General features: G+C 70.8%; 20 protein-coding genes. 14 read left to right on the top strand and 6 right to left on the bottom strand.

Annotated features, from left to right (window positions below):
- The first annotated feature begins 19 nt into the window (after positions 1-19).
- A complete protein-coding gene (locus tag ACWDEW_RS05890) occupies positions 20-1,009 on the top strand; it encodes an adenosine deaminase (protein WP_450509993.1) in 990 nt (329 codons plus the stop codon).
- Here the strand turns inward: ACWDEW_RS05890 and ACWDEW_RS05885 are convergent.
- Together ACWDEW_RS05885 and ACWDEW_RS05880 are read right to left on the bottom strand one after the other, a co-directional pair.
- Positions 1,006-2,223, bottom strand: a complete 1,218-nt coding sequence (locus ACWDEW_RS05885; protein ID WP_450509991.1) for an MFS transporter — start codon at positions 2,221-2,223, stop codon at positions 1,006-1,008. The two genes, ACWDEW_RS05890 and ACWDEW_RS05885, sit on opposite strands and share 4 nt — an antisense overlap.
- Positions 2,224-2,431: 208 nt before the next feature.
- Positions 2,432-3,214: an IclR family transcriptional regulator gene (locus tag ACWDEW_RS05880; protein WP_450509990.1), complete on the bottom strand. Its 783-nt coding sequence runs from the start codon at positions 3,212-3,214 to the stop codon at positions 2,432-2,434.
- Between the two features lie 105 nt (positions 3,215-3,319).
- Here ACWDEW_RS05880 and ACWDEW_RS05875 point away from each other — a divergent pair, with 105 nt between their 5' ends.
- From ACWDEW_RS05875 to ACWDEW_RS05865, 3 genes are all read left to right on the top strand, one after another.
- A complete protein-coding gene (locus ACWDEW_RS05875) occupies positions 3,320-4,270 on the top strand; it encodes a 5-dehydro-4-deoxyglucarate dehydratase (RefSeq protein WP_450509988.1) in 951 nt (316 codons plus the stop codon).
- A complete protein-coding gene (locus ACWDEW_RS05870; RefSeq protein WP_450509986.1) occupies positions 4,267-5,556 on the top strand; it encodes a glucarate dehydratase family protein in 1,290 nt (429 codons plus the stop codon). The genes ACWDEW_RS05875 and ACWDEW_RS05870 overlap by 4 nt, the downstream gene beginning before the upstream one ends.
- 183 nt (positions 5,557-5,739) lie before the next feature.
- A complete protein-coding gene (locus ACWDEW_RS05865) occupies positions 5,740-6,903 on the top strand; it encodes a carbohydrate kinase family protein (RefSeq protein WP_450509984.1) in 1,164 nt (387 codons plus the stop codon).
- Positions 6,904-6,978: 75 nt separating this feature from the next.
- Here the strand turns inward: ACWDEW_RS05865 and ACWDEW_RS05860 are convergent, their stop codons facing one another.
- On the bottom strand, positions 6,979-7,695 hold the full coding sequence (locus ACWDEW_RS05860) for an FAD binding domain-containing protein (RefSeq protein WP_450510169.1): 717 nt from the start codon (positions 7,693-7,695) through the stop codon (positions 6,979-6,981).
- A 283-nt stretch (positions 7,696-7,978) separates the two neighbouring features.
- On the opposite strand from ACWDEW_RS05860, the gene ACWDEW_RS05855 reads away from it, so the two are divergent.
- The 8 genes from ACWDEW_RS05855 to ACWDEW_RS05820 all read left to right on the top strand — a co-directional run bounded on the left by ACWDEW_RS05855 (position 7,979) and on the right by ACWDEW_RS05820 (position 15,984).
- Positions 7,979-10,114: a PhoH family protein gene (locus tag ACWDEW_RS05855; protein WP_450509982.1), complete on the top strand. Its 2,136-nt coding sequence runs from the start codon at positions 7,979-7,981 to the stop codon at positions 10,112-10,114.
- Positions 10,115-10,126: 12 nt separating this feature from the next.
- Positions 10,127-10,624, top strand: coding sequence for an rRNA maturation RNase YbeY (gene ybeY, locus ACWDEW_RS05850; protein ID WP_381248188.1), 498 nt, complete (start codon positions 10,127-10,129; stop codon positions 10,622-10,624).
- A 21-nt stretch (positions 10,625-10,645) separates the two neighbouring features.
- Entirely contained in the window at positions 10,646-11,953 is a 1,308-nt protein-coding gene (locus ACWDEW_RS05845) for a hemolysin family protein (RefSeq protein WP_450509980.1), read from the top strand.
- A complete protein-coding gene (locus tag ACWDEW_RS05840; protein ID WP_450509978.1) occupies positions 11,950-12,309 on the top strand; it encodes an MmcQ/YjbR family DNA-binding protein in 360 nt (119 codons plus the stop codon). Before ACWDEW_RS05845 ends, ACWDEW_RS05840 begins: the two co-directional genes overlap by 4 nt.
- Positions 12,310-12,345: 36 nt before the next feature.
- The gene (locus tag ACWDEW_RS05835) at positions 12,346-12,699 is read left to right on the top strand and encodes a cytidine deaminase (protein ID WP_450509976.1); all 354 of its coding nucleotides are present in this window, start codon (positions 12,346-12,348) and stop codon (positions 12,697-12,699) included.
- Positions 12,700-12,902: 203 nt separating this feature from the next.
- Positions 12,903-13,388, top strand: coding sequence for a hypothetical protein (locus ACWDEW_RS05830; RefSeq protein ID WP_093626577.1), 486 nt, complete (start codon positions 12,903-12,905; stop codon positions 13,386-13,388).
- Positions 13,389-13,574: 186 nt separating this feature from the next.
- Positions 13,575-14,891, top strand: coding sequence for a beta-xylosidase (locus tag ACWDEW_RS05825; protein ID WP_450509974.1), 1,317 nt, complete (start codon positions 13,575-13,577; stop codon positions 14,889-14,891).
- 79 nt (positions 14,892-14,970) lie between these two features.
- On the top strand, positions 14,971-15,984 hold the full coding sequence (locus tag ACWDEW_RS05820; RefSeq protein ID WP_450509972.1) for a WxL protein peptidoglycan domain-containing protein: 1,014 nt from the start codon (positions 14,971-14,973) through the stop codon (positions 15,982-15,984).
- Here ACWDEW_RS05820 and ACWDEW_RS05815 read toward each other — a convergent pair.
- Both ACWDEW_RS05815 and ACWDEW_RS05810 read right to left on the bottom strand, forming a co-directional pair.
- Positions 15,878-16,216, bottom strand: a complete 339-nt coding sequence (locus tag ACWDEW_RS05815; RefSeq protein ID WP_328683430.1) for a P-II family nitrogen regulator — start codon at positions 16,214-16,216, stop codon at positions 15,878-15,880. The two genes, ACWDEW_RS05820 and ACWDEW_RS05815, sit on opposite strands and share 107 nt — an antisense overlap.
- Positions 16,213-17,520, bottom strand: a complete 1,308-nt coding sequence (locus tag ACWDEW_RS05810) for an ammonium transporter (RefSeq protein ID WP_450509970.1) — start codon at positions 17,518-17,520, stop codon at positions 16,213-16,215. The genes ACWDEW_RS05815 and ACWDEW_RS05810 overlap by 4 nt, the downstream gene beginning before the upstream one ends.
- A 165-nt stretch (positions 17,521-17,685) precedes the next feature.
- Between ACWDEW_RS05810 and era the strand changes: the two genes are divergently transcribed.
- A complete protein-coding gene (era, locus tag ACWDEW_RS05805) occupies positions 17,686-18,645 on the top strand; it encodes a GTPase Era (RefSeq protein WP_199811129.1) in 960 nt (319 codons plus the stop codon).
- A 147-nt stretch (positions 18,646-18,792) separates the two neighbouring features.
- On the opposite strand, the gene ACWDEW_RS05800 is transcribed toward era, so the two are convergent.
- Positions 18,793-19,638 carry a helix-turn-helix transcriptional regulator gene (locus ACWDEW_RS05800; protein ID WP_450509968.1) on the bottom strand — a complete coding sequence of 282 codons (846 nt, stop codon included), beginning with the start codon at positions 19,636-19,638 and terminating at the stop codon, positions 18,793-18,795.
- Positions 19,639-19,757: 119 nt separating this feature from the next.
- Here ACWDEW_RS05800 and ACWDEW_RS05795 point away from each other — a divergent pair, with 119 nt between their 5' ends.
- The gene (locus ACWDEW_RS05795) at positions 19,758-20,612 is read left to right on the top strand and encodes an NAD-dependent epimerase/dehydratase family protein (protein WP_450509966.1); all 855 of its coding nucleotides are present in this window, start codon (positions 19,758-19,760) and stop codon (positions 20,610-20,612) included.
- Positions 20,613-20,628: the final 16 nt, after the last annotated feature.

The following is a 20,628-nucleotide window of genomic DNA, read 5'->3' as shown; positions in this document are numbered from 1 at the left end:
ACACCCGTACGATACTTCGATGCCCATTCCCAAAGCCGAACTGCACCTGCACATCGAAGGCACCCTCGAACCCGAGCTGGCGTTCGCCCTCGCCGCCCGCAACGGCGTAGAGCTGCCGTACGCGGACACCGAGGAACTCCGCAAGGCGTACTTCTTCGATGATCTCCAGACCTTCCTGAACCTCTACTACGAGCTGATGGCCGTCCTGCGCACCGAGCAGGACTTCGAGGACCTGGCGAACGCCTATCTGGCCCGCGCCGCCGCGCAGGGCGTGCGGCACGCGGAGATCTTCTTCGACCCGCAGGCGCACATCGCCCGGGGTGTGGACATGGGCACGGTGGTGGAGGGCCTGTGGCGGGCGCTCGGCGACAGCGAGGCCAACCACGGCATCTCGACCCGGCTGATCATGTGTTTCCTGCGCGACGAGTCCGCCGACTCGGCCATGGAGACCCTGGAGGCGGCGAAGCCGTACCTCCACCGGATCACCGGCATCGGCCTCGACTCGGCCGAGGTCGGCCACCCGCCGGTGAAGTTCCGCGAGGTCTACGAGGCCGCCGCCGCGCTGGGGCTGCGACGGGTCGCGCACGCCGGTGAGGAGGGCCCGTCGGCCTACATCACCGAGGCGCTGGACGTCCTCGGCGTCGAGCGCGTCGACCACGGGCTGCGCTGCATGGAGGACGCGGACTTGGTGGCGCGGCTGGTGCGGGACCGTATCCCGCTCACCCTCTGCCCGCTGTCGAACGTCCGGTTGCGCGCGGTCGACGTCCTCGCCGAGCACCCCCTCCCCGCCATGCTGGACGCGGGCCTGCTCTGCACGGTCAACTCGGACGACCCGGCCTACTTCGGCGGCTACGTCGGCGACAACTTCGACGCGGTTCGCTCGTCGCTGGGCCTGAGCGAGGACCGGTTGCGGGAGCTGGCCCGGAACTCCTTCGTGGCGTCCTTCCTGGAGGACGACGAGGAGCTGCGGGCGCGGTATCTCGCCGAGGTCGAGGCGTACGTCTTCTAGGCGGCCGGTGTCGTGTCGTAGGTGTGCTGCGCGGGGACGGCCGTGGCCTCCACCGGGATCTCGACGATCTGGGACACCTGCGCCCGGCGCCTTCCGGCGTACAGCGCCACCCCCGTCATCGGTACGGCGATCACCATCAGCCCCGCCGCGAGGAGCGCCCCCATCGCCGGGAACCCCGCCCGCGCCGACAGCACACTCCCCACGAGCGGGCCCGCCGCCGTCCCCAGTGACGAGGCCGAGCCGACCAGGACCGCCCAACGGCCGCGCGGATCAAGGGAGGCGGCGAGGCCGAGGACGTAGGACAGGACGATCGGGTAGAGGGTGTTCCAGGCGATCTCGCCGGTCGCGAAGGTCCGCAGGTCGTGTGCGGACGCGCTGAGCAGGATGCAGCCCGCGATGAGTACCGTGCCCGCGCCGATCGGGACCGCGCGGCCCAGCCGGGTGCCGAGCGCGCCGGCGCCGATGACACCGACGAGGCCGGTGCCGAGGGCGATCGCGAAGACCGCGCCGACGGTGACCTCGGACAGATGCGCCTGGGTGAGGCCGATGCGTCCGCTGACGCCCCAGAGGGAGTTCTGCGCGAGGGACCAGCACAGCAGGGTGGCGGCGAGGACCAGTCCGGCGCGGCGGTGGGGGAGGCCGGCGGTCTCCACGCGCGTGTGCTCCGCCGCCGTCGTACGGACCGGGAGGCAGCCGGTCAGCGGCCATACGGCGAGTGCGGTCAGCGCGATCGCGGCGAGCGGCCGGCCGTGGCCCGCGCCGAGGTGCGGGACCGTGAGGTAGACGGCGCCCGCGAGCGCGGACACGCACAACAGGCCGAGCGTGGAGGCGCGGTGGGGGTCCCGCTCGCCGGCGATGCCGGACGCGGCGACCGTGGTGGCCGTACCCGATCCGAAGCCGCCGACGATCGCGCCGAGGACGACCGCCGGTACGGCGTGCGTGAGGGCGGCCGAGCCGTAGCCGAGCACGGCCAGGGCGAGGCCGATGCGGGCGAGGGTGCGCGGGCCGACCCGGTCCACGCGTGAGACGAGCAGGAAGCCCGCCGCCGCCGAACTCAGCAGCAGCGCGCTGCCGACGGCGCCGGCCTGTGTGGCCGACAGCGGGAGCCCGGCGTCGAGGCGGCCGACGGTGGTGGGCAGGAGGTAGGGGGCGAGGTACCCGGCCGTGAAAAGGGCGACGAGCGGCCAGGGCGTGGTGGTGCTGCGGGCGGACACGGGCGTTCCCAGGGCATGCGAAAGAAGCGGTTCGAAAAGGGGAGGGGCGACGACCGTCGACGGACAGGAACGCGCGGGCAATTTGTATCAAGCACGCGGTTGGGGAAAGAAGGGAGGGGGGTGTGATGTGGGGCACGTTCTGTTTGGGGTGGGGAGTGCCGGGTAGACGTGGCCCCGCATCGCGGAGCCGCCCGGCGGATGTCCGGCGCTAACGCCAGTGCACGGCTCCGCCCGCCGCCCGCGCCGCCGTCTCGATCTTGGCCCTGACCTCCCGCATCACGGAGACGATCTCCCCCTCGTGCTCCGGCGTCAGCCGGACCACCGGCACCGAGCAACTGATCGCGTCCAGCGGCGGGTTGTCGTAGCGCAGCGCGAAGCCGAAGCCGACGATGCCGAGGACGCCCTCCTCGCGGTCGACCGAGTAGCCGCGGGCGCGGATCGCGGCGAGGTCCACGACCAACGCCTCCCGTGTGGTGTGCGTGTTGGGCGTAGCCGCCTCGTACGGCCCGTCGGGCAACTCCGCGTCGTCCCGTTCCGCGAGCAGCGCCTTGCCGAGGGCGCCGACATGCGCGGGCAGCCGCCGTCCCACCCGGCTGATGGTCCGCAGGTACTCGTGGGACTCCCGGGTCGCGAGATAGGCGACGTCCCGCCCGTCCAGTCGCCCGAGATGGATCGTCTCGCCGAGCGCCTGGGACGCCTCGTCGAGATACGGCCGTACGGTCCGCACGCGCGGGTCGGAGTCCAGATAGCTGGTGCCGGTGAGCAGGGCGTGGATACCGATGCCGTAGAGCGAGCCGGTGCTGTCGGTGCGGACCCAGCCGTGCGCGATCAGGGTCTGGAGGAGGGCGTACATCGAGCTGCGCGGCACGCCCAGCTCGTCGGCGAGTTCCTGGAGGCGCGCGGGACGGTCACCGCGCGCGGCGAGCAGTTCGAGCAGCTCGACCGTGCGGGCGGCGGACTTCACCTCGCGGACGCCACCGGGCTCTGACATGGGGAGATGGTAGCGAGCGGGTGCGCCCCATTGACGGCTGTGGTTCGCGTACCTAACCTTTGTCTTCATACGTGGATGACGTCTACATAGGGAGATGGCCAGGAGATGGCCCAGGTGAACGGCGAAACGGAGACCGTGGTGCGCAGGCTGCGGGACGGGATGGCGGGCGGCGTGCTCTCCTTCCCGCTCACCTCCTTCCACGACGACGGCTCCCTCGACCCCGACGGCTTCCGCGCCCATGTCGCCGCCCAGACCGCCACCGGCCCCGGCGCGCTCTTCCCGGCCTGCGGCACCGGCGAGTTCTTCTCGCTCGACGAGGACGAGTACCGCCAGGTCGTCACCATCGCCGTCGAGGAGGCGGCCGGCCGCGTACCCGTCGTCGCCGGCGTCGGCTACGGCTGGGCACAGGCCGCCCGCTTCGCCCGTATCGCCGAGGAGGCCGGCGCCGACGCGCTCCTGGTCCTCCCGCACTACCTCGTCGCCGCCCCGCAGGACGGCCTGGTGGCCCAGCTGGAGCAACTCGCCGCCCGCACCCGGCTCCCGCTCATCGCCTATCAGCGCGGCCAAGTCGCCTATACGGCAAGCTCGTTGAAGCGGATCGCGCAGATCCCCGGAGTCGTCGGACTCAAGGACGGCCACAGCGACCTCGACCGGCTGCAACGCCTCACCCTCGCCGCCCCCGAGGGCTTCCTCTTCTTCAACGGCGCCTCCACCGCCGAGATCCAGGCCCGCGCCTACGCCACCGTCGGCGTCCCCGCCTACTCCTCCGCCGTCCACGCCTTCGCCCCGGAGATCGCCAACGCCTTCTTCACCGCGCTGCGGGACGGCGACGACAAGACGGTCGAGAAACTGCTGCGCGAGTTCTACGTCCCCTTCGTCGAACTCCGCGACCGGGTACCGGGATACGCCGTCTCCCTCGTCAAGGCGGCGGCCCGGCTGCGCGGCCGCCCGGTGGGCCCCGTGCGCGCCCCGCTCACCGACCCCACGGCCGCCGATCTGGCCGACCTCACCGCCCTGCTCGCCACCGGACTCGACCTCGTAGGAGCCGCGCTGTGAACCTCACCATCGCCGACGTCCGGCTCACCCCGATCCTGGTCGCCGACCCGCCGCTGCTCAACACCCAGGGCGTCCACCAGCCGTACACCCCGCGCCTGATCGTCGAGATCGAGACCGCCGACGGGATCACCGGCCTCGGCGAGACCTACGGCGACACCAAGTACCTGGAACTGGCCCGGCCGTACGCGCGGAAACTGATGGGCCGTCAAGTCAACGATCTCAACGGCCTGTTCACCGTCGCCGACGAGGTCGCGGTCGACAGTTCCCGGACCTCCGCGCAGGTCGACGTCGGCGGACTGCGCGGCGTCCAGACCGCCGACAAGCTGCGCCTGTCCGTCGTCTCCGCCTTCGAGGTCGCCTGCCTCGACGCCCTCGGCAAGGCACTCGGACTGCCCGTGCACGCGCTGCTCGGCGGCAAGGTGCGGGACGCCGTGGAGTACAGCGCCTACCTGTTCTACAAGTGGGCCGACCACCCCGCGGGCGTGGCGAGCGAGAAGGACGACTGGGGTGCCGCGATCGATCCGGCCGGAGTCGTCGAGCAGGCACGGAAGTTCAAGGAGCGCTACGGCTTCACCTCCTTCAAGCTCAAGGGCGGGGTCTTCCCGCCGGACGAGGAGATCGCCGCCGTACGGGCGCTGGCGGCGGCCTTCCCCGACCATCCCCTGCGCCTGGACCCCAACGGCGCCTGGTCCGTGGAGACTTCACTGAAGGTGGCGAAGGAGTTGGGGGACGTCCTCGAATACCTGGAGGACCCCGCACTCGGCACCCCCGCCATGGCCGAGGTGTCCGCGGGCACCGACGTGCCGCTCGCCACCAACATGTGCGTGACGACCTTCGCCGAGATCAAGGAGGCGTTCACGCGCGATGCCGTACAGGTGGTGCTCTCCGACCACCACTACTGGGGCGGGCTGCGCAACACCCAGCAACTCGCCGCCATCTGCCGCACGTTCGGCGTCGGCATCTCCATGCACTCCAACACCCACCTCGGCATCAGCCTCGCCGCGATGACCCACGTCGCCTCGACCGTCCCGAACCTCCACCACGCCTGCGACTCCCACTACCCCTGGCAGTCCGAGGACGTCCTCACCGAACGCCTCACCTTCACCGACGCCAAGGTCACCGTCTCCGACGCGCCCGGTCTCGGCGTCGAACTCGACCGCGCCAAGCTGGAGTTGCTGCACCAGCGGTGGCTCGACGACGACGGATCGCTGCGCGAGCGCGACGACGCGGCGGCGATGCGGGTCACCGACCCGGAGTGGGTGACGCCCTCGATGCCGCGCTGGTAGGAGCCGGGTGACCGGATCCGGACGCCCCGTCACGGGCGGTCGGGGGACACCCGCGCGCACGGTACGGCCCGGACCTGCGGCGGTCCGACACCGGCGCGACGGGCGGGTCCGGAGCGGGAGCCGCACTCACGCGTGCGCAGTGGTGCACACTGGCCTGATCCGCATCACGTCAGGGAGCGCACCGTGACCGCGTCCACCGCGTCCACCGGAAAGGGATCGTCGGCCGACCGGGAGAGGAGATCCTGTCCGGCCCAGGTCGACCCCCTGGCCGGGCTGCGCGCGCCGGACGATCCGCCCTGGGACGTGTATCTCACCGGCACCGTCTTCCTCGACATCATCTTCACCGGGCTCGAATCCGCCCCCGTGCGCGGCACCGAGTCCTGGGCCCGCGGGATGGGGTCGAGCCCGGGTGGCGTGGCGAACATGGCCACGGCCCTGGCCCGTCTCGGCCTGCGCACCTCCCTCGCCGCGGCCTTCGGCGACGACCACTACGGCGAGTACTGCTGGGACGCGCTGGAACAGGGCGAGGGCATCGACCTCTCCGCCTCCCGCTCGGTACCCGGCTGGCACTCCCCGGTCACCGTGTCGATGGCCTACGAGGGCGAACGCACGATGGTCTCCCACGGCCACGAGCCGCCCCCGGAGACCGAGTTCAGCGAAGGCGGCGCCCCCCACTGCCCGCCGCGCGCGCGTGCCGCCGTCGCCTCCCTCACCCCCGGCAAGCAGGCCCCCTGGGTCGCCCAGGCCGCGAGCGAGGGCACCCGGATCTTCGCCGACGTCGGCTGGGACGAGACCGGGGCCTGGGACCTCGCCGGACTCGCCGACCTCGCGCACTGCGAGGCCTTCCTGCCGAACGCCGAGGAGGCCATGCGCTACACCGGCGCCGACTGCCCCCGCGCCGCCGCCCACGCCCTCACCGAACACGTACCCCTCGCCGTCGTCACCCTCGGCGCGGACGGCGCCTACGCCGTGGACCGCCGCACCGGGGAATCGGCCTCGGTCCCGGCCATCGCCGTCGAGGCCCTCGACCCCACCGGCGCGGGCGACGTCTTCGTGGCCGGCTTCGTCACCGGCACCCTGGCCGGCTGGCCGCTCGCCGACCGCCTCGCCTTCGCCGGCCTCACCGCCGCCCTCTCCGTCCAGGAGTTCGGCGGCTCCCTCTCCGCACCGGGCTGGTCCGAGATCGGCGCCTGGTGGCGCAAGGTCCAGTCGGTCGAGGGCCAGGACCCGACCGCCCTGAACCGGTACGCGTTCCTGGCGGGACTCGTCCCGGAGGAACAGGGCGAGGCCAGTCCCTGGCCGCTGCGGCGGGCGGTGCCGACGATCGGGTTCGGCAGGTCGTCGTAGGGGAGGCGGGGCGAGTGGCTGTGCGCCCGTCCCGTCCCCTCCCGGGCTGGGTGAACCGTTCCTGCTCGGTTCGGATCAGCGGGCCCCCGCCCGCTCCACCACCCCGGTGACCTCTTCCCGTACGGCCTCGAAGACCGCCTCCGGCAAGGTGCCGAGCGGGGTGAGCGCCAGGGAGCCGAGAATCCGGCGGACATCGGTGTCGTAAGGGACGGCCTCGCTCAGCACGTCGTAGCCGTCACGCACCGCGACCCGCAGCGTGGGTCGGTCCGCCCCCGTCACGGCGACCGCGACCACGAACGGAACCTCACCCCGCAGCACACCGGTCAGCTTGCGATAACCCGTGGCCACCGGCTCCCGCCAGCGCAGACCCAGCAGCAGCGGGCGCTTGGCGAGCAGTTCGGCGAGGTCGGTCTCGACGGGACCGTCCTGCTCCAGCACCACCGCGCGGGCGTCCAGCACCAGCGCGGGCGGCAGCAGACAGCGCAGCGTGCTGCCCACTATGTTCCCGCCGACCGTCGCGGTCCGGCGCACCGCACCCGTCCCCACCCCGGCCGCCGCCCGCCGCAGCACCTCCGGCACGCGCGCGTCGATCTCGTGCAGCAGTACGGCCGCGCCCAGCGCCCCGTCCCCGATCACCTTGGCCTCTGGCACCTCCCGCAGCGACACCGCCTGCTCCGGGAACCCGTCCCGTTGCCAGGACGCCCACACGAGGGTCGCCCCGCCGACGGGCACCGCCCCCTCGGCCAGACACTCCTGCGCTTCGGACACGGACGTGGGCAGACGCACGAACACAGCGGCCGACCTGCTTTCCTGCATGGCTCACCTGACGGACACAGCGCATTGTCCGTACATACGAGGGGGCGCGAACAGGGCTCACGGCGTCACCCTGTGCACGCTCCCTGCGCCGGGCACGCCCCCGGGAACACGCGCGTCCACCCGGTATTTCGTGGCCCGACGGTCACCGAAAAGCCCTACGGCGTTGTCAGTGGCCCGGCGTACCCTGGAAATCACCAGGCCGCCCTTGTGGCGGGCGAGTCGTTTCGAGGAGGACGAGCAAGGCCTACAGAGCCGGCCCATGACGCAGACACCCACAGCTCACACCCCCGCGCAGGGACAGGCGAGAGCAGAGTTCACCGTCCCCGCCCAGCACGCCATGGTGACCCTCCTGGGATCCGGCGACGCTCTCCTGCGGGTGATCGAGAAGGCCTTCCCGGCGGCCGACATCCACGTCCGGGGCAATGAGATCAGCGCGGTCGGCGATGCCCGTGAAGTCGCCCTCATCCAGCGCCTGTTCGACGAGATGATGCTGGTGCTCCGCACCGGGCAGCCGATGACGGAGGACGCAGTGGAACGCTCGATCGCCATGCTCAGGGCGAGCGAGAACGGGGATGGCCCTGAGGAGACACCGGCAGAGGTGCTCACCCAGAACATCCTGTCCTCGCGAGGCCGCACGATCCGCCCCAAGACCCTCAACCAGAAGCGCTACGTCGACGCGATCGACAAGCACACCATCGTCTTCGGCATCGGCCCCGCCGGCACCGGCAAGACCTACCTCGCCATGGCCAAGGCCGTCCAGGCCCTCCAGGCCAAGCAGGTCAGCCGCATCATCCTCACCCGCCCGGCGGTCGAGGCGGGCGAACGCCTCGGCTTCCTCCCCGGCACCCTGTACGAGAAGATCGACCCGTACCTGCGCCCGCTCTACGACGCCCTGCACGACATGCTCGACCCGGAGTCGATCCCGAAGCTGATGGCGGCGGGGACGATCGAGGTGGCGCCGCTGGCGTACATGAGGGGTCGTGCGCACCCGACGTTCACGAATGTCCTGACTCCGGATGGATGGCGCGCCATCGGGGACCTCCAGGTCGGCGACCTGGTCATCGGTTCGAATGGTGAGCCGACCCCGGTTCTCGGCGTCTACCCGCAGGGCGAGAAGGACGTCTATCGCGTCACCGCTCAGGACGGTGCTTGGACACTGTGCTGCGGCGAGCATCTGTGGACGGTCCGCACAGCATCGGACAAGCGCCGCGACAAGCCGTGGCGGGTCCTGGAGACGCAGGAGATGATCGGCAATCTGCGGGCGGCACACGCTCGCCGGTATGAGCTCCCGATGCTCACGGCGCCCGTGCAGTTCCCTGAACGTGAGGTCCCCATGGACCCGTACGCGCTGGGACTGCTGCTTGGCGACGGATGCCTTACGGGCTCCACGACTCCGTCCTTCGCGACGGAGGATCCGGAACTTGCCGAGGCGCTGGAGGGCGCGCTGCCGGGTGTCGCTCTGCGGCACAGGGGCGGGCCCGACTACGTCCTCAACCGGATCAAGTCCCCCGGTGATGTGATCACGTTGGAGAACCCTGTCACCCGGGTTCTGCGCGAGCTGGACCTGTTGCGTACCCGTTCGAACACGAAGTTCGTCCCGGACGACTACCTGTACAACACCGCCGAAGTACGGCTGGCCGTTCTCCAAGGCCTGCTCGACTCCGACGGCGGTCCGGTCACGCAGTCCGGCCGCACCTGTCGGGTCCAGTACGGGACGACGTCGATCATCCTTCGCGACGACGTGGTTGCGCTGGTGCAGTCGCTGGGCGGGGTTGCGTATACGCGTCGAAGGGCAGCCGAGGGCCGCAAGCCAGGGCTCGCGAACGGCCGGGAGGTCGGGCATCGCTGCGACGCCCACATCGTGGACATCCGCCTCCCCGAAGGCATCGAGCCCTTCCGTCTCGCCCGCAAGCGCGACAAGTATCACGCGGCCGGGGGTGGCGGACGCCCGATGCGGTTCATCGACAGCATCGAGCCCGCAGGCACGGAGGAGACGGTCTGCATCCAGGTGGCGGCCGAGGACTCGCTGTACGTCACGCAGGACTACCTGCTGACGCACAACACCCTGAACGACGCCTTCATCATCCTGGACGAGGCCCAGAACACGAGCCCCGAGCAGATGAAGATGTTCCTCACCCGGCTCGGGTTCGAGTCGAAGATCGTGATCACCGGTGACGTGACGCAGGTGGACCTGCCGAGCGGGACGAAGTCGGGGCTGCGGCAGGTGCAGGACATCCTGGAGGGGGTCGACGACGTGCACTTCTCCCGCCTGTCGTCGGCGGACGTCGTACGGCACAAGCTGGTCGGCCGTATCGTCGACGCGTACGAGAAGTACGACAGCGAGAACGGTACGGAGAACGGCACCCACAAGGGTGCCCGTGACAAGCGGAAGTAGACCAGCACGACCATGTCGATCGACGTCAACAACGAGTCCGGAACCGAGGTCGACGAGCAGGCGATCCTCGACATCGCCCGCTACGCGCTCGCACGGATGCGCATCCACCCGCTCTCCGAGCTCTCGGTGATCGTCGTGGACGAGAACGCCATGGAGCAGCTCCACATCCAGTGGATGGACCTGCCCGGGCCGACCGATGTCATGTCCTTCCCGATGGACGAGCTGCGTCCGCCGAGCAAGGACGACGAGGAGCCTCCGCAGGGGCTCCTCGGTGACATCGTGCTGTGCCCGGAGGTCGCCGCGAAGCAGGGGGCCGAGGCCGAGACGCAGCACACCATGGACGAGGAGCTCCAACTCCTCACCGTCCACGGTGTGTTGCACCTGCTCGGGTACGACCACGAGGAGCCGGACGAGAAGGCCGAGATGTTCGGTCTGCAGGCGGCGATCGTGGACGGCTGGCGGGCGGAGAAGGGCCACGACGGCCCGTCCCCGGCGCCGACCGTCTCCTAGGGCAGCGGGTCACCACCTCTCATGAGTCCTCAGATCGTCGTCGGCGCCATCGCCCTTGTCGTGGTCGCCTGGCTCGCCGCCTGCGCGGAGGCGGGCCTCGCGCGCGTCTCCAGCTTCCGCGCCGAGGAGGCCGTACGGTCCGGTCGGCGCGGCAGCGCGAAGCTCGCGCAGGTCGCCGCCGACCCGACCCGCTATCTCAATGTCGCGCTGCTGGTCAGGGTGGCCTGCGAGATGGCCGCCGCCGCGCTGGTCACCTACGAGTGCCTCCAGGTGATCCACGGGACCGCGCCCGCGCTGCTCGCCGCGATCGGCGTCATGGTCCTGGTGTCGTACGTCGCGGTGGGGGTCTCCCCGCGCACCATCGGGCGGCAGCATCCGCTGAACACGGCCACGGCGGCGGCGTACGTGCTGCTGCCGCTCGCGCGGATCATGGGCCCGATCCCGTACCTCCTGATCCTCATCGGGAACGCGCTCACGCCCGGCAAGGGTTTCCGGCGCGGCCCGTTCGCGTCCGAGGCCGAGTTGCGGGCCCTGGTGGACCTCGCCGAGAAGGAGTCACTGATCGAGGACGAGGAGCGCCGGATGGTGCACTCGGTCTTCGAGCTCGGCGACACCCTCGTGCGTGAAGTCATGGTCCCCCGCACGGACTTGGTGGTCATCGAGCGCTACAAGACGATCCGCCAGGCCCTCACCCTCGCGCTGCGTTCCGGCTTCTCGCGCATCCCGGTGACCGGGGAGAGCGAGGACGACATCGTCGGGATCGTGTATCTCAAGGACCTGGTCCGCAAGACGCACATCAGCCGGGACGCCGAGTCCGAGCTGGTCTCCACGGCCATGCGGCCCGCGAGTTTCGTGCCGGACACGAAGAACGCCGGTGACCTGCTGCGCGAGATGCAGCAGGAGCGCAATCACGTCGCCGTCGTCATCGACGAGTACGGCGGTACGGCCGGCATCGTCACCATCGAGGACATCCTGGAGGAGATCGTCGGCGAGATCACCGACGAGTACGACCGGGAGCTCCCTCCGGTGGAGGAGCTGGGCGACGACCGCTACCGGGTCACCGCCCGCCTCGACATCGGCGACCTGGGCGAGCTGTACGGCTTCGAGGCCTACGACGACGAGGACGTGGAGACGGTCGGCGGGCTGCTCGCGAAGGCGCTGGGCCGGGTTCCCATCGCCGGTGCCTCCTCCGTCGTGGAGCTGCCGGACGGCCGCGAACTGCGGCTGACGGCGGAGGCCTCGGCCGGGCGGCGGAACAAGATCGTGACGGTGCTGGTGGAGCCGGTGGGGTCGGTCGACTCCCCGGAGGAGGAGACGAAGCCGGAGTGAGCCCCGAGCAACTGCGCGCGTTCTGCCTGTCGTTCAACGCGGCGGTGGAGGACTTCCCCTTCGGCCCGGACACCTCCGTCTTCAAGGTGCTGGGCAAGCTCTTCGCCCTGACCCGGCTGGACGGGCGGCCCCTCACGGTCAACCTCAAGTGCGACCCGGAGGACGCGATCCGGCTCCGGGAGGAGTACGAGGGGCTGATCATCCCCGGGTACCACATGAACAAGCGGCACTGGAACACGGTGACGGTGGACGGGGACCTTCCGGACCGGCTCCTCAGGGAGCTGATCGAGGACTCGTACGACCTGGTCGTTGCGGGGCTGCCGCGCGCGGAGCGGCTCCGTCTCGACCGGCCCTGAGGGACGTGCGGGACCGGTCCTTCGTATGCTCTGTCCATGACCGACAGCAGCGCGCTTGACCCCGAGGACCGCAAGATCGTCACCCTGGCCCGTTCGGCCCGGGCCCGCAACGGTGTGCCCGAGGGGGCGGCCGTACGGGACGAGACCGGGCGTACGTATGCCGCCGGGACGGTCGCCCTTGAGTCGCTGAGGCTGAGTGCGTTGCAGACGGCGGTGGCGATGGCGGTGGCGTCCGGGGCGAAGTCGCTGGAGGCGGCGGCGGTGGTGACGGGTGCCGACGGCGTTTCGGCGGAGGACCGGGCGGCGGTACGGGATCTGGGTGGGCCGGAGACTCCTGTGCTGGTGGCCGGGCCGGACGGGGCTGTGCGGCTGACGGTGACCGCCGGCTGACAGGAACCGTGTCCGGAAGTAACCCGTCCAGATTTCGCCCTTGCTCTCTCCCCGTCTCCCGCGCATCAATGGAACCGTAAGTTCCGACGGACCGTCAGATTCTGCTCGCGTGGCGCACCGCACCGTGTCCGTGAGGGGAGCTGAGGTGTTTCTCCCGTCCATCCCCACATGGCATTCCCAGACTCGGGAAGGGAACCGGATCCATGAAAGGCAAGCTGAGAAGCAAGCGAATCGGAACGGGTGCGGCACTGGTGACGGGGGTCCTCGCGGCCACCTCGCTGGCGTTCGCGCCCAGCGCGCTCGCCGTCACTCCCCAGACGGCGACGATCACCGCGGACTGCGGCATCTTCGGCGGCGGCGCGGCCACGCTCACGGCCACGCAGGACGGGACGGCGGCCACGATCACCGTCAACTCGTCCATCACCGCCCCGCTGGCCCTGGCACAGGACTCGATCGCCTCCACCTTCACCTTCGTGAACGCGAGCGGCGGCACGACCGTCTTCAGCGGGACGGTGAACCCGGCCATGGCGACCGGCGACGCCGTCACCGTCGGTCCGCTCAGTGGCACCGTCGCCTCCGGTGACAGCCTGGAGGCGTACGGCGGCTCGCTGAAGATGACCATCTTCGGCATCGCGGTGACCTGTACGGCCACCGCACCGCAGTCGCCGGGTCCGTTCGTGTTCGACTGAGAAGTCGCCCGACCATTCCCCCCACGGGCTCAACCGGGCCGTCAACTCCTGCCGTCGGGGCGGGAGCTGACGGCCCATCAGTTTATTTGTCCGTCTCCATTGACTTCTCACGCGATCCCCACATCAATGCCCCCTGTGGGCGCGGACGAGCCGCTGTGCCCACCGTCCTCAGGAGGGGGCACAGCCATGGCTACGACATCCCGAAGACGCCGTTGGGCGTCGTTGCTCGGGGTGACCGCGCTCGCGGTCGCCACGGGCGGCGCGCTGGCCTGTCCGGCCGGCGCGTCGACGAACGTGGACTTCGCCACGCACTGCATCCCGCCGGCGGTCGCGGGCATCCCGCCGATCGACGGCACCACGACCGCCGCGATCACGGTGGACAACACCGCGCCCAAGGTCGGCGACACGGTCACCGTGACCTACACGGTGGTCAAGCCGGCCGCCAGCAACCCGACCGCGATCGCCCTGCCGGCCGACATCATGACGCCCACCGGGAAGGTCACCCTCGGCGGTGCCCAGACCGGCAGTGTCACGGTGGCCGGGCCCAAGAAGAACGACCCGGTGCCGGGCAACGGCGCCTTCCCGTCGTTCTCCATGACCGGCACCTTCACGGTCACCACCCCGGGCGCGATCACCCTCTCGCCCGGCGACTACAACATCCACACCAGCTACATCCTGGAGCTGGACACCCCCTGCACGGTGACGAACCCGCCGGCGCCGGTCTCCGAGACCGTCACGGCGACGGCCACCACACCCGTCAACACCCGTGCGATCAGCCTGAGTTCGGCCTCCGGCAACGCCGGTGACAGCGTCACCGTCACCGGCAGCAACTTCACCCCGGGTGCCACCGTGACGCTGGCCGGGCGGTCCGGCAGCGCCCAGACCGCGGACAAGGCGACCGTCACGGCCACCAGCGCCGGCACCATCAGCGGCTCGCTCACCGTCAACGACAAGACGACGACCGGGATCGTGGCGTACGAGGGCAGTGCGTGGAGTGCCGATCTGGGGGCCGGTCCGGCCGCCTATGTCGTCAACGACACCACGCCCGTTCCGCCGGGGAGTCAGAAGCTGACGACCACCGTCAAGGCGGGCACTCTGTCGATGTCGCAGGCCGGGGACGCCGTGGGCCTCTCCGCCGTCGACTTCGGCAAGGGCGGTGCCTCCACGGGCGCCCTCAACACGGTGACGGTCCAGGACTTCCGCGGCGGACCCGCGGGCTGGTCCCTGACCGGCAAGGTCACCGACTTCACCGGTCCCGGCGCCAAGATCGATGCCGGGGCGCTGAGTTGGACTCCCGCCTGCGCCACCAAGGCGGGCAGCCCGAGCACCTGTGTCGCTGGTTCGGCGGGCACGGTGGGCTCTTCGGGTGCGACGCTCGCGTCCACGCCCGACGGTACGGTGACCGGCGGCCAGTTCACCGTCGACGCCGGACTCTCCCTGAACGTACCGGCGTTCACGCCTCCGGGCTCGTACTCCGGCGTTCTGACGCTCACGCTCACCTGACCGTCCGAACTCACCTCCGGTGGCCGGGCGCCCGCACCCGCCCGACCGCCGCACACCACGTCCGTGGGGGTCCGCACCCATGCGCAAGCTGTACGTCCTCCTCCTGAGCCTGTGTTTCGGCGTGCTCGCCGCGCCGTCGTCCCACGCCGCCGACAACGGCAGTTGGTCCGTGTACCCGGCCGCCTCGCAGATCGCCGCGCGGCCGTACTTCTATCTCTCCGCCGACCCCGGCCAGACCATCCAGGACAAGGTGGTCGTCGCCAACAAGACGGCACAGCCGCTCACCTTCCGCCTCTACGCGGCCGACGCCTACAACACCGCGCGCGACGGCGGGTTCGCCGTACGGACGGTGAAGGAGAAGATGCGGGGCGTCGGAGCGTGGGCGAAGCCCGCCAAGTCCCAAGTCACCGTCCCCGCCCACAAGTCGGTCACCGTGCCGTTCACCCTGCATGTACCCGAGGGTGCCGAACCGGGCGACCACCCGGGCGCGTTGGTCGCCCTCGACGAACGCGTCGACAAGGGCGACGGCTCCCTCGCCCTCGGAGTGCAGCGGGCCGTCGGCGCCCGTGTCTACCTCCGGGTCAGCGGTCCGACGCTGCCCGCGCTCGCCGTCGAGCACGTCCACATCGCCCATCACCAGCCGCTGGTACCGGGGTTGGGGAGCAGCGACGCGACGATCTCCTACACGCTGCACAACACCGGCAACGTCACCCTCGACCCGAAGGTGACCCTGAAGGCGCAGGGCCTCTTCGGCCGGACGCTGCTCTCGCGCGGACTCACCCGTATCCCGGCCGAGTTGCTGCCGGGGCAGAGCGTGAAGCTGACCGAGCCGTGGAAGGGCGCGCCCCAACTCGACTGGGGCGACATCACGTTGACCGCGACCGCGACGGGGACGAAGCAGTCGGCGAGCGCGTCGTTCTTCGCGCTGCCCTGGCTCGCGGCGCTGCTGCTGCTCGCGGTCGGGTTCGCCGGGGGAGTGCTCGCGGTCAGAGCGCGTCGGGGCCGCGTTCGCCCGTCCGTACCCGTACGACCGTCTCCACCGGAATCGACCACACCTTCCCGTCCCCGATCTTCCCCGTCTGCGCGGCCTTGACGATCGCGTCGATCACGGCCTCCGAGTCCGCGTCGTCGACGACGACCTCGATCCGCACCTTCGGCACGAGGTCGACGCGGTACTCGGCGCCCCGGTACACCTCGGTGTGGCCGCGCTGCCGGCCGTAGCCGCTGGCCTCGGTGACGGTCAGGCCGTGCACGCCGAGCTCCTGGAGCGCCGTCTTGACCTCGTCGAGGCGGTACGGCTTGACGATCGCGGTGATGAGCTTCATGGCTGGGACGTGACCTTCTGGAGGGAGGGGACGGACGAGCTGACCGGGGCTCCGTGCCCCAGGACGCCGTGATCGTATGCGGTCTCGGCGTGCACCGTAAGGTCCAGACCCGTCCGCTCCTCCTCTTCACTCGCCCGCAGCCCCATCACCCGGTCGAGCAGCTTCCCGATCGCGTACGTCACGAGGAACGCGTACGCCCCGACGGCGACCACGGCCACCAGCTGCCTGCCGAGCTGGCCGAGCCCGCCGCCGTAGAGCAGACCCTCCGCGCCGCCGGTCATCGAGGTGACCGCGAAGACGCCGATCAGGAGGGTGCCGATGACGCCGCCGACCAGGTGTACGCCGACGACGTCGAGCGAGTCGTCGTAGTTGAGCCTGAACTTCCAGCCGACCGCGTACGAGCAGACGGCACCGGCGGCGAGGCCGACGACCAGTGCGCCCAGCAGGGAGACCGAGCCGCAGGACGGGGTGATCGCGACCAGGCCGGCCACGGCGCCCGAGGCCGCGCCCAGAGTGGTCGGGTGGCCGTCGCGCTTCTGCTCGACGAAGAGCCAGCCGAGCAGGCCGGTGCAGCCGGCGGCGAGGGTGTTGAGGAAGGCCGCGGCGGCGAGGCCGTTGGCGCCGAGCGCGGAGCCCGCGTTGAAGCCGAACCAGCCGAACCAGAGCAGGCCCGCGCCCAGCATGACCATGGGAAGGTTGTGCGGCCGCATGGCGTCCTTCTTGAAGCCGAGGCGGGGGCCGACCACCAGGCACAGGGCCAGCCCGGAGGCTCCGGACGTGATCTCGACGGGGAGGCCGCCCGCGAAGTCGAGGGCGCCGAGGTGCGCCGCGATCCAGCCGCCCGGGCCCCACACCCAGTGCGCGACGGGAACGTATACGAGCAGCGCCCAGACCGGCACGAACACCAGCCACGCCCCGAACCGCACCCGGTCGGCCACCGCGCCGCTGATCAGCGCGGCCGTGATGATCGCGAAGGTGAGCTGGAAGGTGGCGAAGAGGAGGGTGGGGACGGTGCCGTGGACGGAGTCCGGGCCGATCCCCGCCATGCCGGCGTGCTTGAGGTCTCCCAGCAGCCCGCCGCCGATGTCGTCGCCGAAGGCGAGCGAGTACCCGGCCGCCAGCCACACCACCGTGACCAGGGCGATCGACACGAAACTCATCATCAGCATGTTGAGGACGCTCTTCGTGCGGACCATGCCGCCGTAGAAGAGGGCCAGGCCCGGGGTCATCAGCAGGACCAGGGCGGTGGCGGCGAGCAGCCAGGCGGTGTCGCCGGTGTCGACGTGGGCGGCGGCGAGGGTCACGGTCGTCTCCAACGGTGTGGGGGCTCGTCAGAGGGTCACCGGCCCGGGTTTCCGGTTGTGCACGGCTGTGTTTCCGTGACGTTTCATTGCGTAGGGGTTACCGAAAGCTCACCGTGTGAGGCTCCGGTGGACTGTTGTGCGGCGCGGGCCTGTGGATCAGGGACAATGGGCGCCATGAGCGTTCGTACCCCGTCATCCAAGCCGTCCGAGGCCCCCCACCGCGCCGGCTTCGCCTGCTTCGTGGGCCGCCCCAACGCGGGCAAGTCCACCCTTACGAATGCTCTGGTCGGCCAGAAGGTGGCGATCACCGCCAACCAGCCGCAGACCACGCGGCACACGGTCCGCGGCATCGTCCACCGGCCGGACGCCCAGCTGATCCTGGTCGACACCCCTGGCCTGCACAAGCCGCGCACGCTGCTCGGGCAGCGGCTCAACGACATCGTCCGTACGACGTGGGCCGAGGTCGACGTCATCGGCTTCTGCCTGCCGGCGAACGAGAAGCTCGGCCCGGGCGACCGTTTCATCGCGAAGGAACTGGCGTCCATCAAGAAGACGCCGAAGATCGCGATCGTCACGAAGACCGACCTGGTCGACTCCAAGACCCTCGCCGAGCAGCTCATCGCCATCGACCAGCTCGGCAAGGAGCTGGGGTTCGAGTGGGCGGAGATCGTGCCGGTGTCGGCGGTCGCGGACCAGCAGGTGGACCTGCTCGCCGACCTGCTGATCCCGTTGCTGCCCGAGGGGCCGGCGCTCTACCCGGAGGGCGATCTCACCGACGAGCCCGAGCAGGTCATGATCGCGGAGCTGATCCGCGAGGCCGCGCTGGAGGGTGTGCGGGACGAGCTGCCCCACTCCATCGCCGTCGTGGTGGAGGAGATGCTCCCGCGCGAGGACCGGCCCGCCGACAAGCCCCTCCTCGACATCCACGCCTTCGTCTACATCGAGCGGCCCAGTCAGAAGGGCATCATCATCGGCCCGAAGGGCGCGCGGCTGAAGCAGGTCGGCATCAAGTCGCGCAAGCAGATCGAGGCGTTGCTGGGGACGCCGGTGTTCCTGGACCTCCACGTGAAGGTCGCGAAGGACTGGCAGCGGGATCCTCGGCAGTTGCGGAAGTTGGGTTTCTAGAGGGGGAGTTGGGCCTGAGGGGCTTTTTTCGCCCCCGCCGCTCCTACCCGGCCCATCCTTCTGGGGCTCCGCCCCAGGCCCCGCTCCTCGAACTCCCCCAGAGGGGGCACCCCCAAGAGGCTGAGTTACCGCGGTCTGGGCTTGAGTTCAGGCGGTGGGAGTCATGTCCTGCACGCCTATCACCCGCAGCAGCTGCAAGCGTTCGTAGGACTCCGTGCCCGGCCGCGCCGTGTGGATGATCAGCAGGTGGTGGGCGTCCTGGTTCAGGAGGACCTCGCAGTCCAGTTCCAGGAGGCCGACCAGGGGGTGGCGGAAGCGTTTGGTGGACTGCCGTCGTACGGCCACCTCGTGCTGGTCCCACAGTCGGGCGAACTCCTCGCTCCCCGCCTGTAGTTCGGCCACCAGCGCGGCCGGTTCCGGGTCGTCGGGGCGGGCCGCGGCCACCGCCCGGAGGTTCGCCACATGGGCGCGCGCGTGCTCCGGGACGTCCTCCGGCGGGAACAGTTCCCGCGAGGCGGGGTCCAGGAAGAAGCGGCGGAGCATGTTGCGTTCCCGGGGCGGGCGGGCGAACGCGTCGCCCGACAGGGCCCGTGCCATCGCGTTCTGCGCGATCACCTCGCCGCAGTCGCTCGACACGTGCGCCGGGGTGTCGTGGAGCCGGTCCAGGACCAGCAGGAGGGCCGGTCGCAGGTGTGCGGTCCCGCCTCCCCGGCGCGGGGGCTCCTCTCCCGACAGGTGGAAGAGGTGGTCGCGCTCGTCGTCCGTGAGCCGCAGCGCCCGCGCCAGTGCCGTGAGCATCTGGCGGGACGGGTGCGGGCCGCGGGACTGTTCCAGGCGCGTGTAGTAGTCCACGGACATCCCGGCCAGCTGCGCCACCTCCTCGCGGCGCAGGCCCGGCGTACGGCGGCGGGCGCCTGCCGTGAGGCCCACGTCGGAGGGGTCCAGGCGGGCCCGGCTCCGGCGCAGGAAGTCGGCGAGTTCGGCGCGGTTCACGCTTCCAGGGTGCGGCAGTCCGCCCGGCATATCCAGGGACCGCCGATCCCCTGATCGGAAGGTCTCTCCCGGTACCGGCCCGCCTGCCCAAAGCTGGTCGGAGACGAGAGGAGCACGACATGCTGACACTGGTGACAGGCTCTACGGGACAGGTCGGACGGCGCTTCGTACCGAGGCTGCTGGCCCAGACAAGGCCCGGGGAGCGGGTGCGCGTGCTGGTGCGGGACGCCGCCCGCGCCGAGCGATTCGCCGACCTGGGCGCGGAGGTCGTACTCGGCGATCTGCGGGACGAGGACGCCCTCGGCAAGGCGGTCGCCGGCGTGGACGCGGTCGTGAACGTCGCCGCGTCCTTCCGCGGCGTACCGGACGAGGAGGCCTGGGCCGTCAACCACGCGGCGGCGGTCGCCCTCGGCCGAGCGGCACTGACCTCCGGTGTACGGCGCTTCGTCCAGGTGAGCACCGGGATGATCTACGGCGTGGGGCGCGGCCGGCCGCTGACCGAGGAGGACGAGAGCCGCCCCGGCGGCAAGATGTGGGGCGCGTACAACGAGTCGAAGGTGGCGGCGGAGCGCGAACTCCTCGCCCTCACCGACATGGACGTCCGCGTCGCCCGGCTCCCGTTCGTCTACGGCGAGGGCGACCCCCACCTCGCCAACTCCCTCCAGTGGGCGGCACATTGGGCCTCGAACCAGCGCCTCCACATGGGCCACCACGCGGACGTCGCCCAGGGCCTCCTGCGCATCCTGCACGCCCCGGGAATCGCCGGCCGCGTCTACAACATCGCCGACGACGCCCCGGTCACCGCGGTCGACCTGCACCTGCTCAACGGCGTGGAGATCCCCGCCGAACTCGCCCGGAACACCGACCCCGACCCCTGGTTCGGCGTCATGTCCACGGAACGCATCCGCCGCGAGCTGGGCTACCGCCCGCTGTTCCCGACGGCGTGGTCGGCACGGGACGCGGGCGTGCTCTGACCCAGGTCGGTCCACC

The organism is Streptomyces sp. NPDC001100 (assembly GCF_053598575.1).
This window is presented reverse-complemented; position numbering and strand designations above follow the sequence as displayed.

What these genes read in the sequence shown, in the direction of transcription:
- ACWDEW_RS05855 (WP_450509982.1), top strand. Translation starts at nt 7,979, where the DNA reads ATGACGCAGACACCCACAGCTCACACCCCCGCGCAGGGACAGGCGAGA.
- ACWDEW_RS05795 (WP_450509966.1), top strand. Translation starts at nt 19,758, where the DNA reads ATGCTGACACTGGTGACAGGCTCTACGGGACAGGTCGGACGGCGCTTC.
- ybeY (WP_381248188.1), top strand. Translation starts at nt 10,127, where the DNA reads ATGTCGATCGACGTCAACAACGAGTCCGGAACCGAGGTCGACGAGCAG.
- ACWDEW_RS05825 (WP_450509974.1), top strand. Translation starts at nt 13,575, where the DNA reads ATGGCTACGACATCCCGAAGACGCCGTTGGGCGTCGTTGCTCGGGGTG.
- era (WP_199811129.1), top strand. Translation starts at nt 17,686, where the DNA reads ATGGGCGCCATGAGCGTTCGTACCCCGTCATCCAAGCCGTCCGAGGCC.
- ACWDEW_RS05820 (WP_450509972.1), top strand. Translation starts at nt 14,971, where the DNA reads ATGCGCAAGCTGTACGTCCTCCTCCTGAGCCTGTGTTTCGGCGTGCTC.
- ACWDEW_RS05830 (WP_093626577.1), top strand. Translation starts at nt 12,903, where the DNA reads ATGAAAGGCAAGCTGAGAAGCAAGCGAATCGGAACGGGTGCGGCACTG.
- ACWDEW_RS05880 (WP_450509990.1), bottom strand. Translation starts at nt 3,214, where the DNA reads ATGTCAGAGCCCGGTGGCGTCCGCGAGGTGAAGTCCGCCGCCCGCACG.
- ACWDEW_RS05845 (WP_450509980.1), top strand. Translation starts at nt 10,646, where the DNA reads ATGAGTCCTCAGATCGTCGTCGGCGCCATCGCCCTTGTCGTGGTCGCC.
- ACWDEW_RS05835 (WP_450509976.1), top strand. Translation starts at nt 12,346, where the DNA reads ATGACCGACAGCAGCGCGCTTGACCCCGAGGACCGCAAGATCGTCACC.
- ACWDEW_RS05875 (WP_450509988.1), top strand. Translation starts at nt 3,320, where the DNA reads ATGGCCCAGGTGAACGGCGAAACGGAGACCGTGGTGCGCAGGCTGCGG.
- ACWDEW_RS05890 (WP_450509993.1), top strand. Translation starts at nt 20, where the DNA reads ATGCCCATTCCCAAAGCCGAACTGCACCTGCACATCGAAGGCACCCTC.
- ACWDEW_RS05815 (WP_328683430.1), bottom strand. Translation starts at nt 16,216, where the DNA reads ATGAAGCTCATCACCGCGATCGTCAAGCCGTACCGCCTCGACGAGGTC.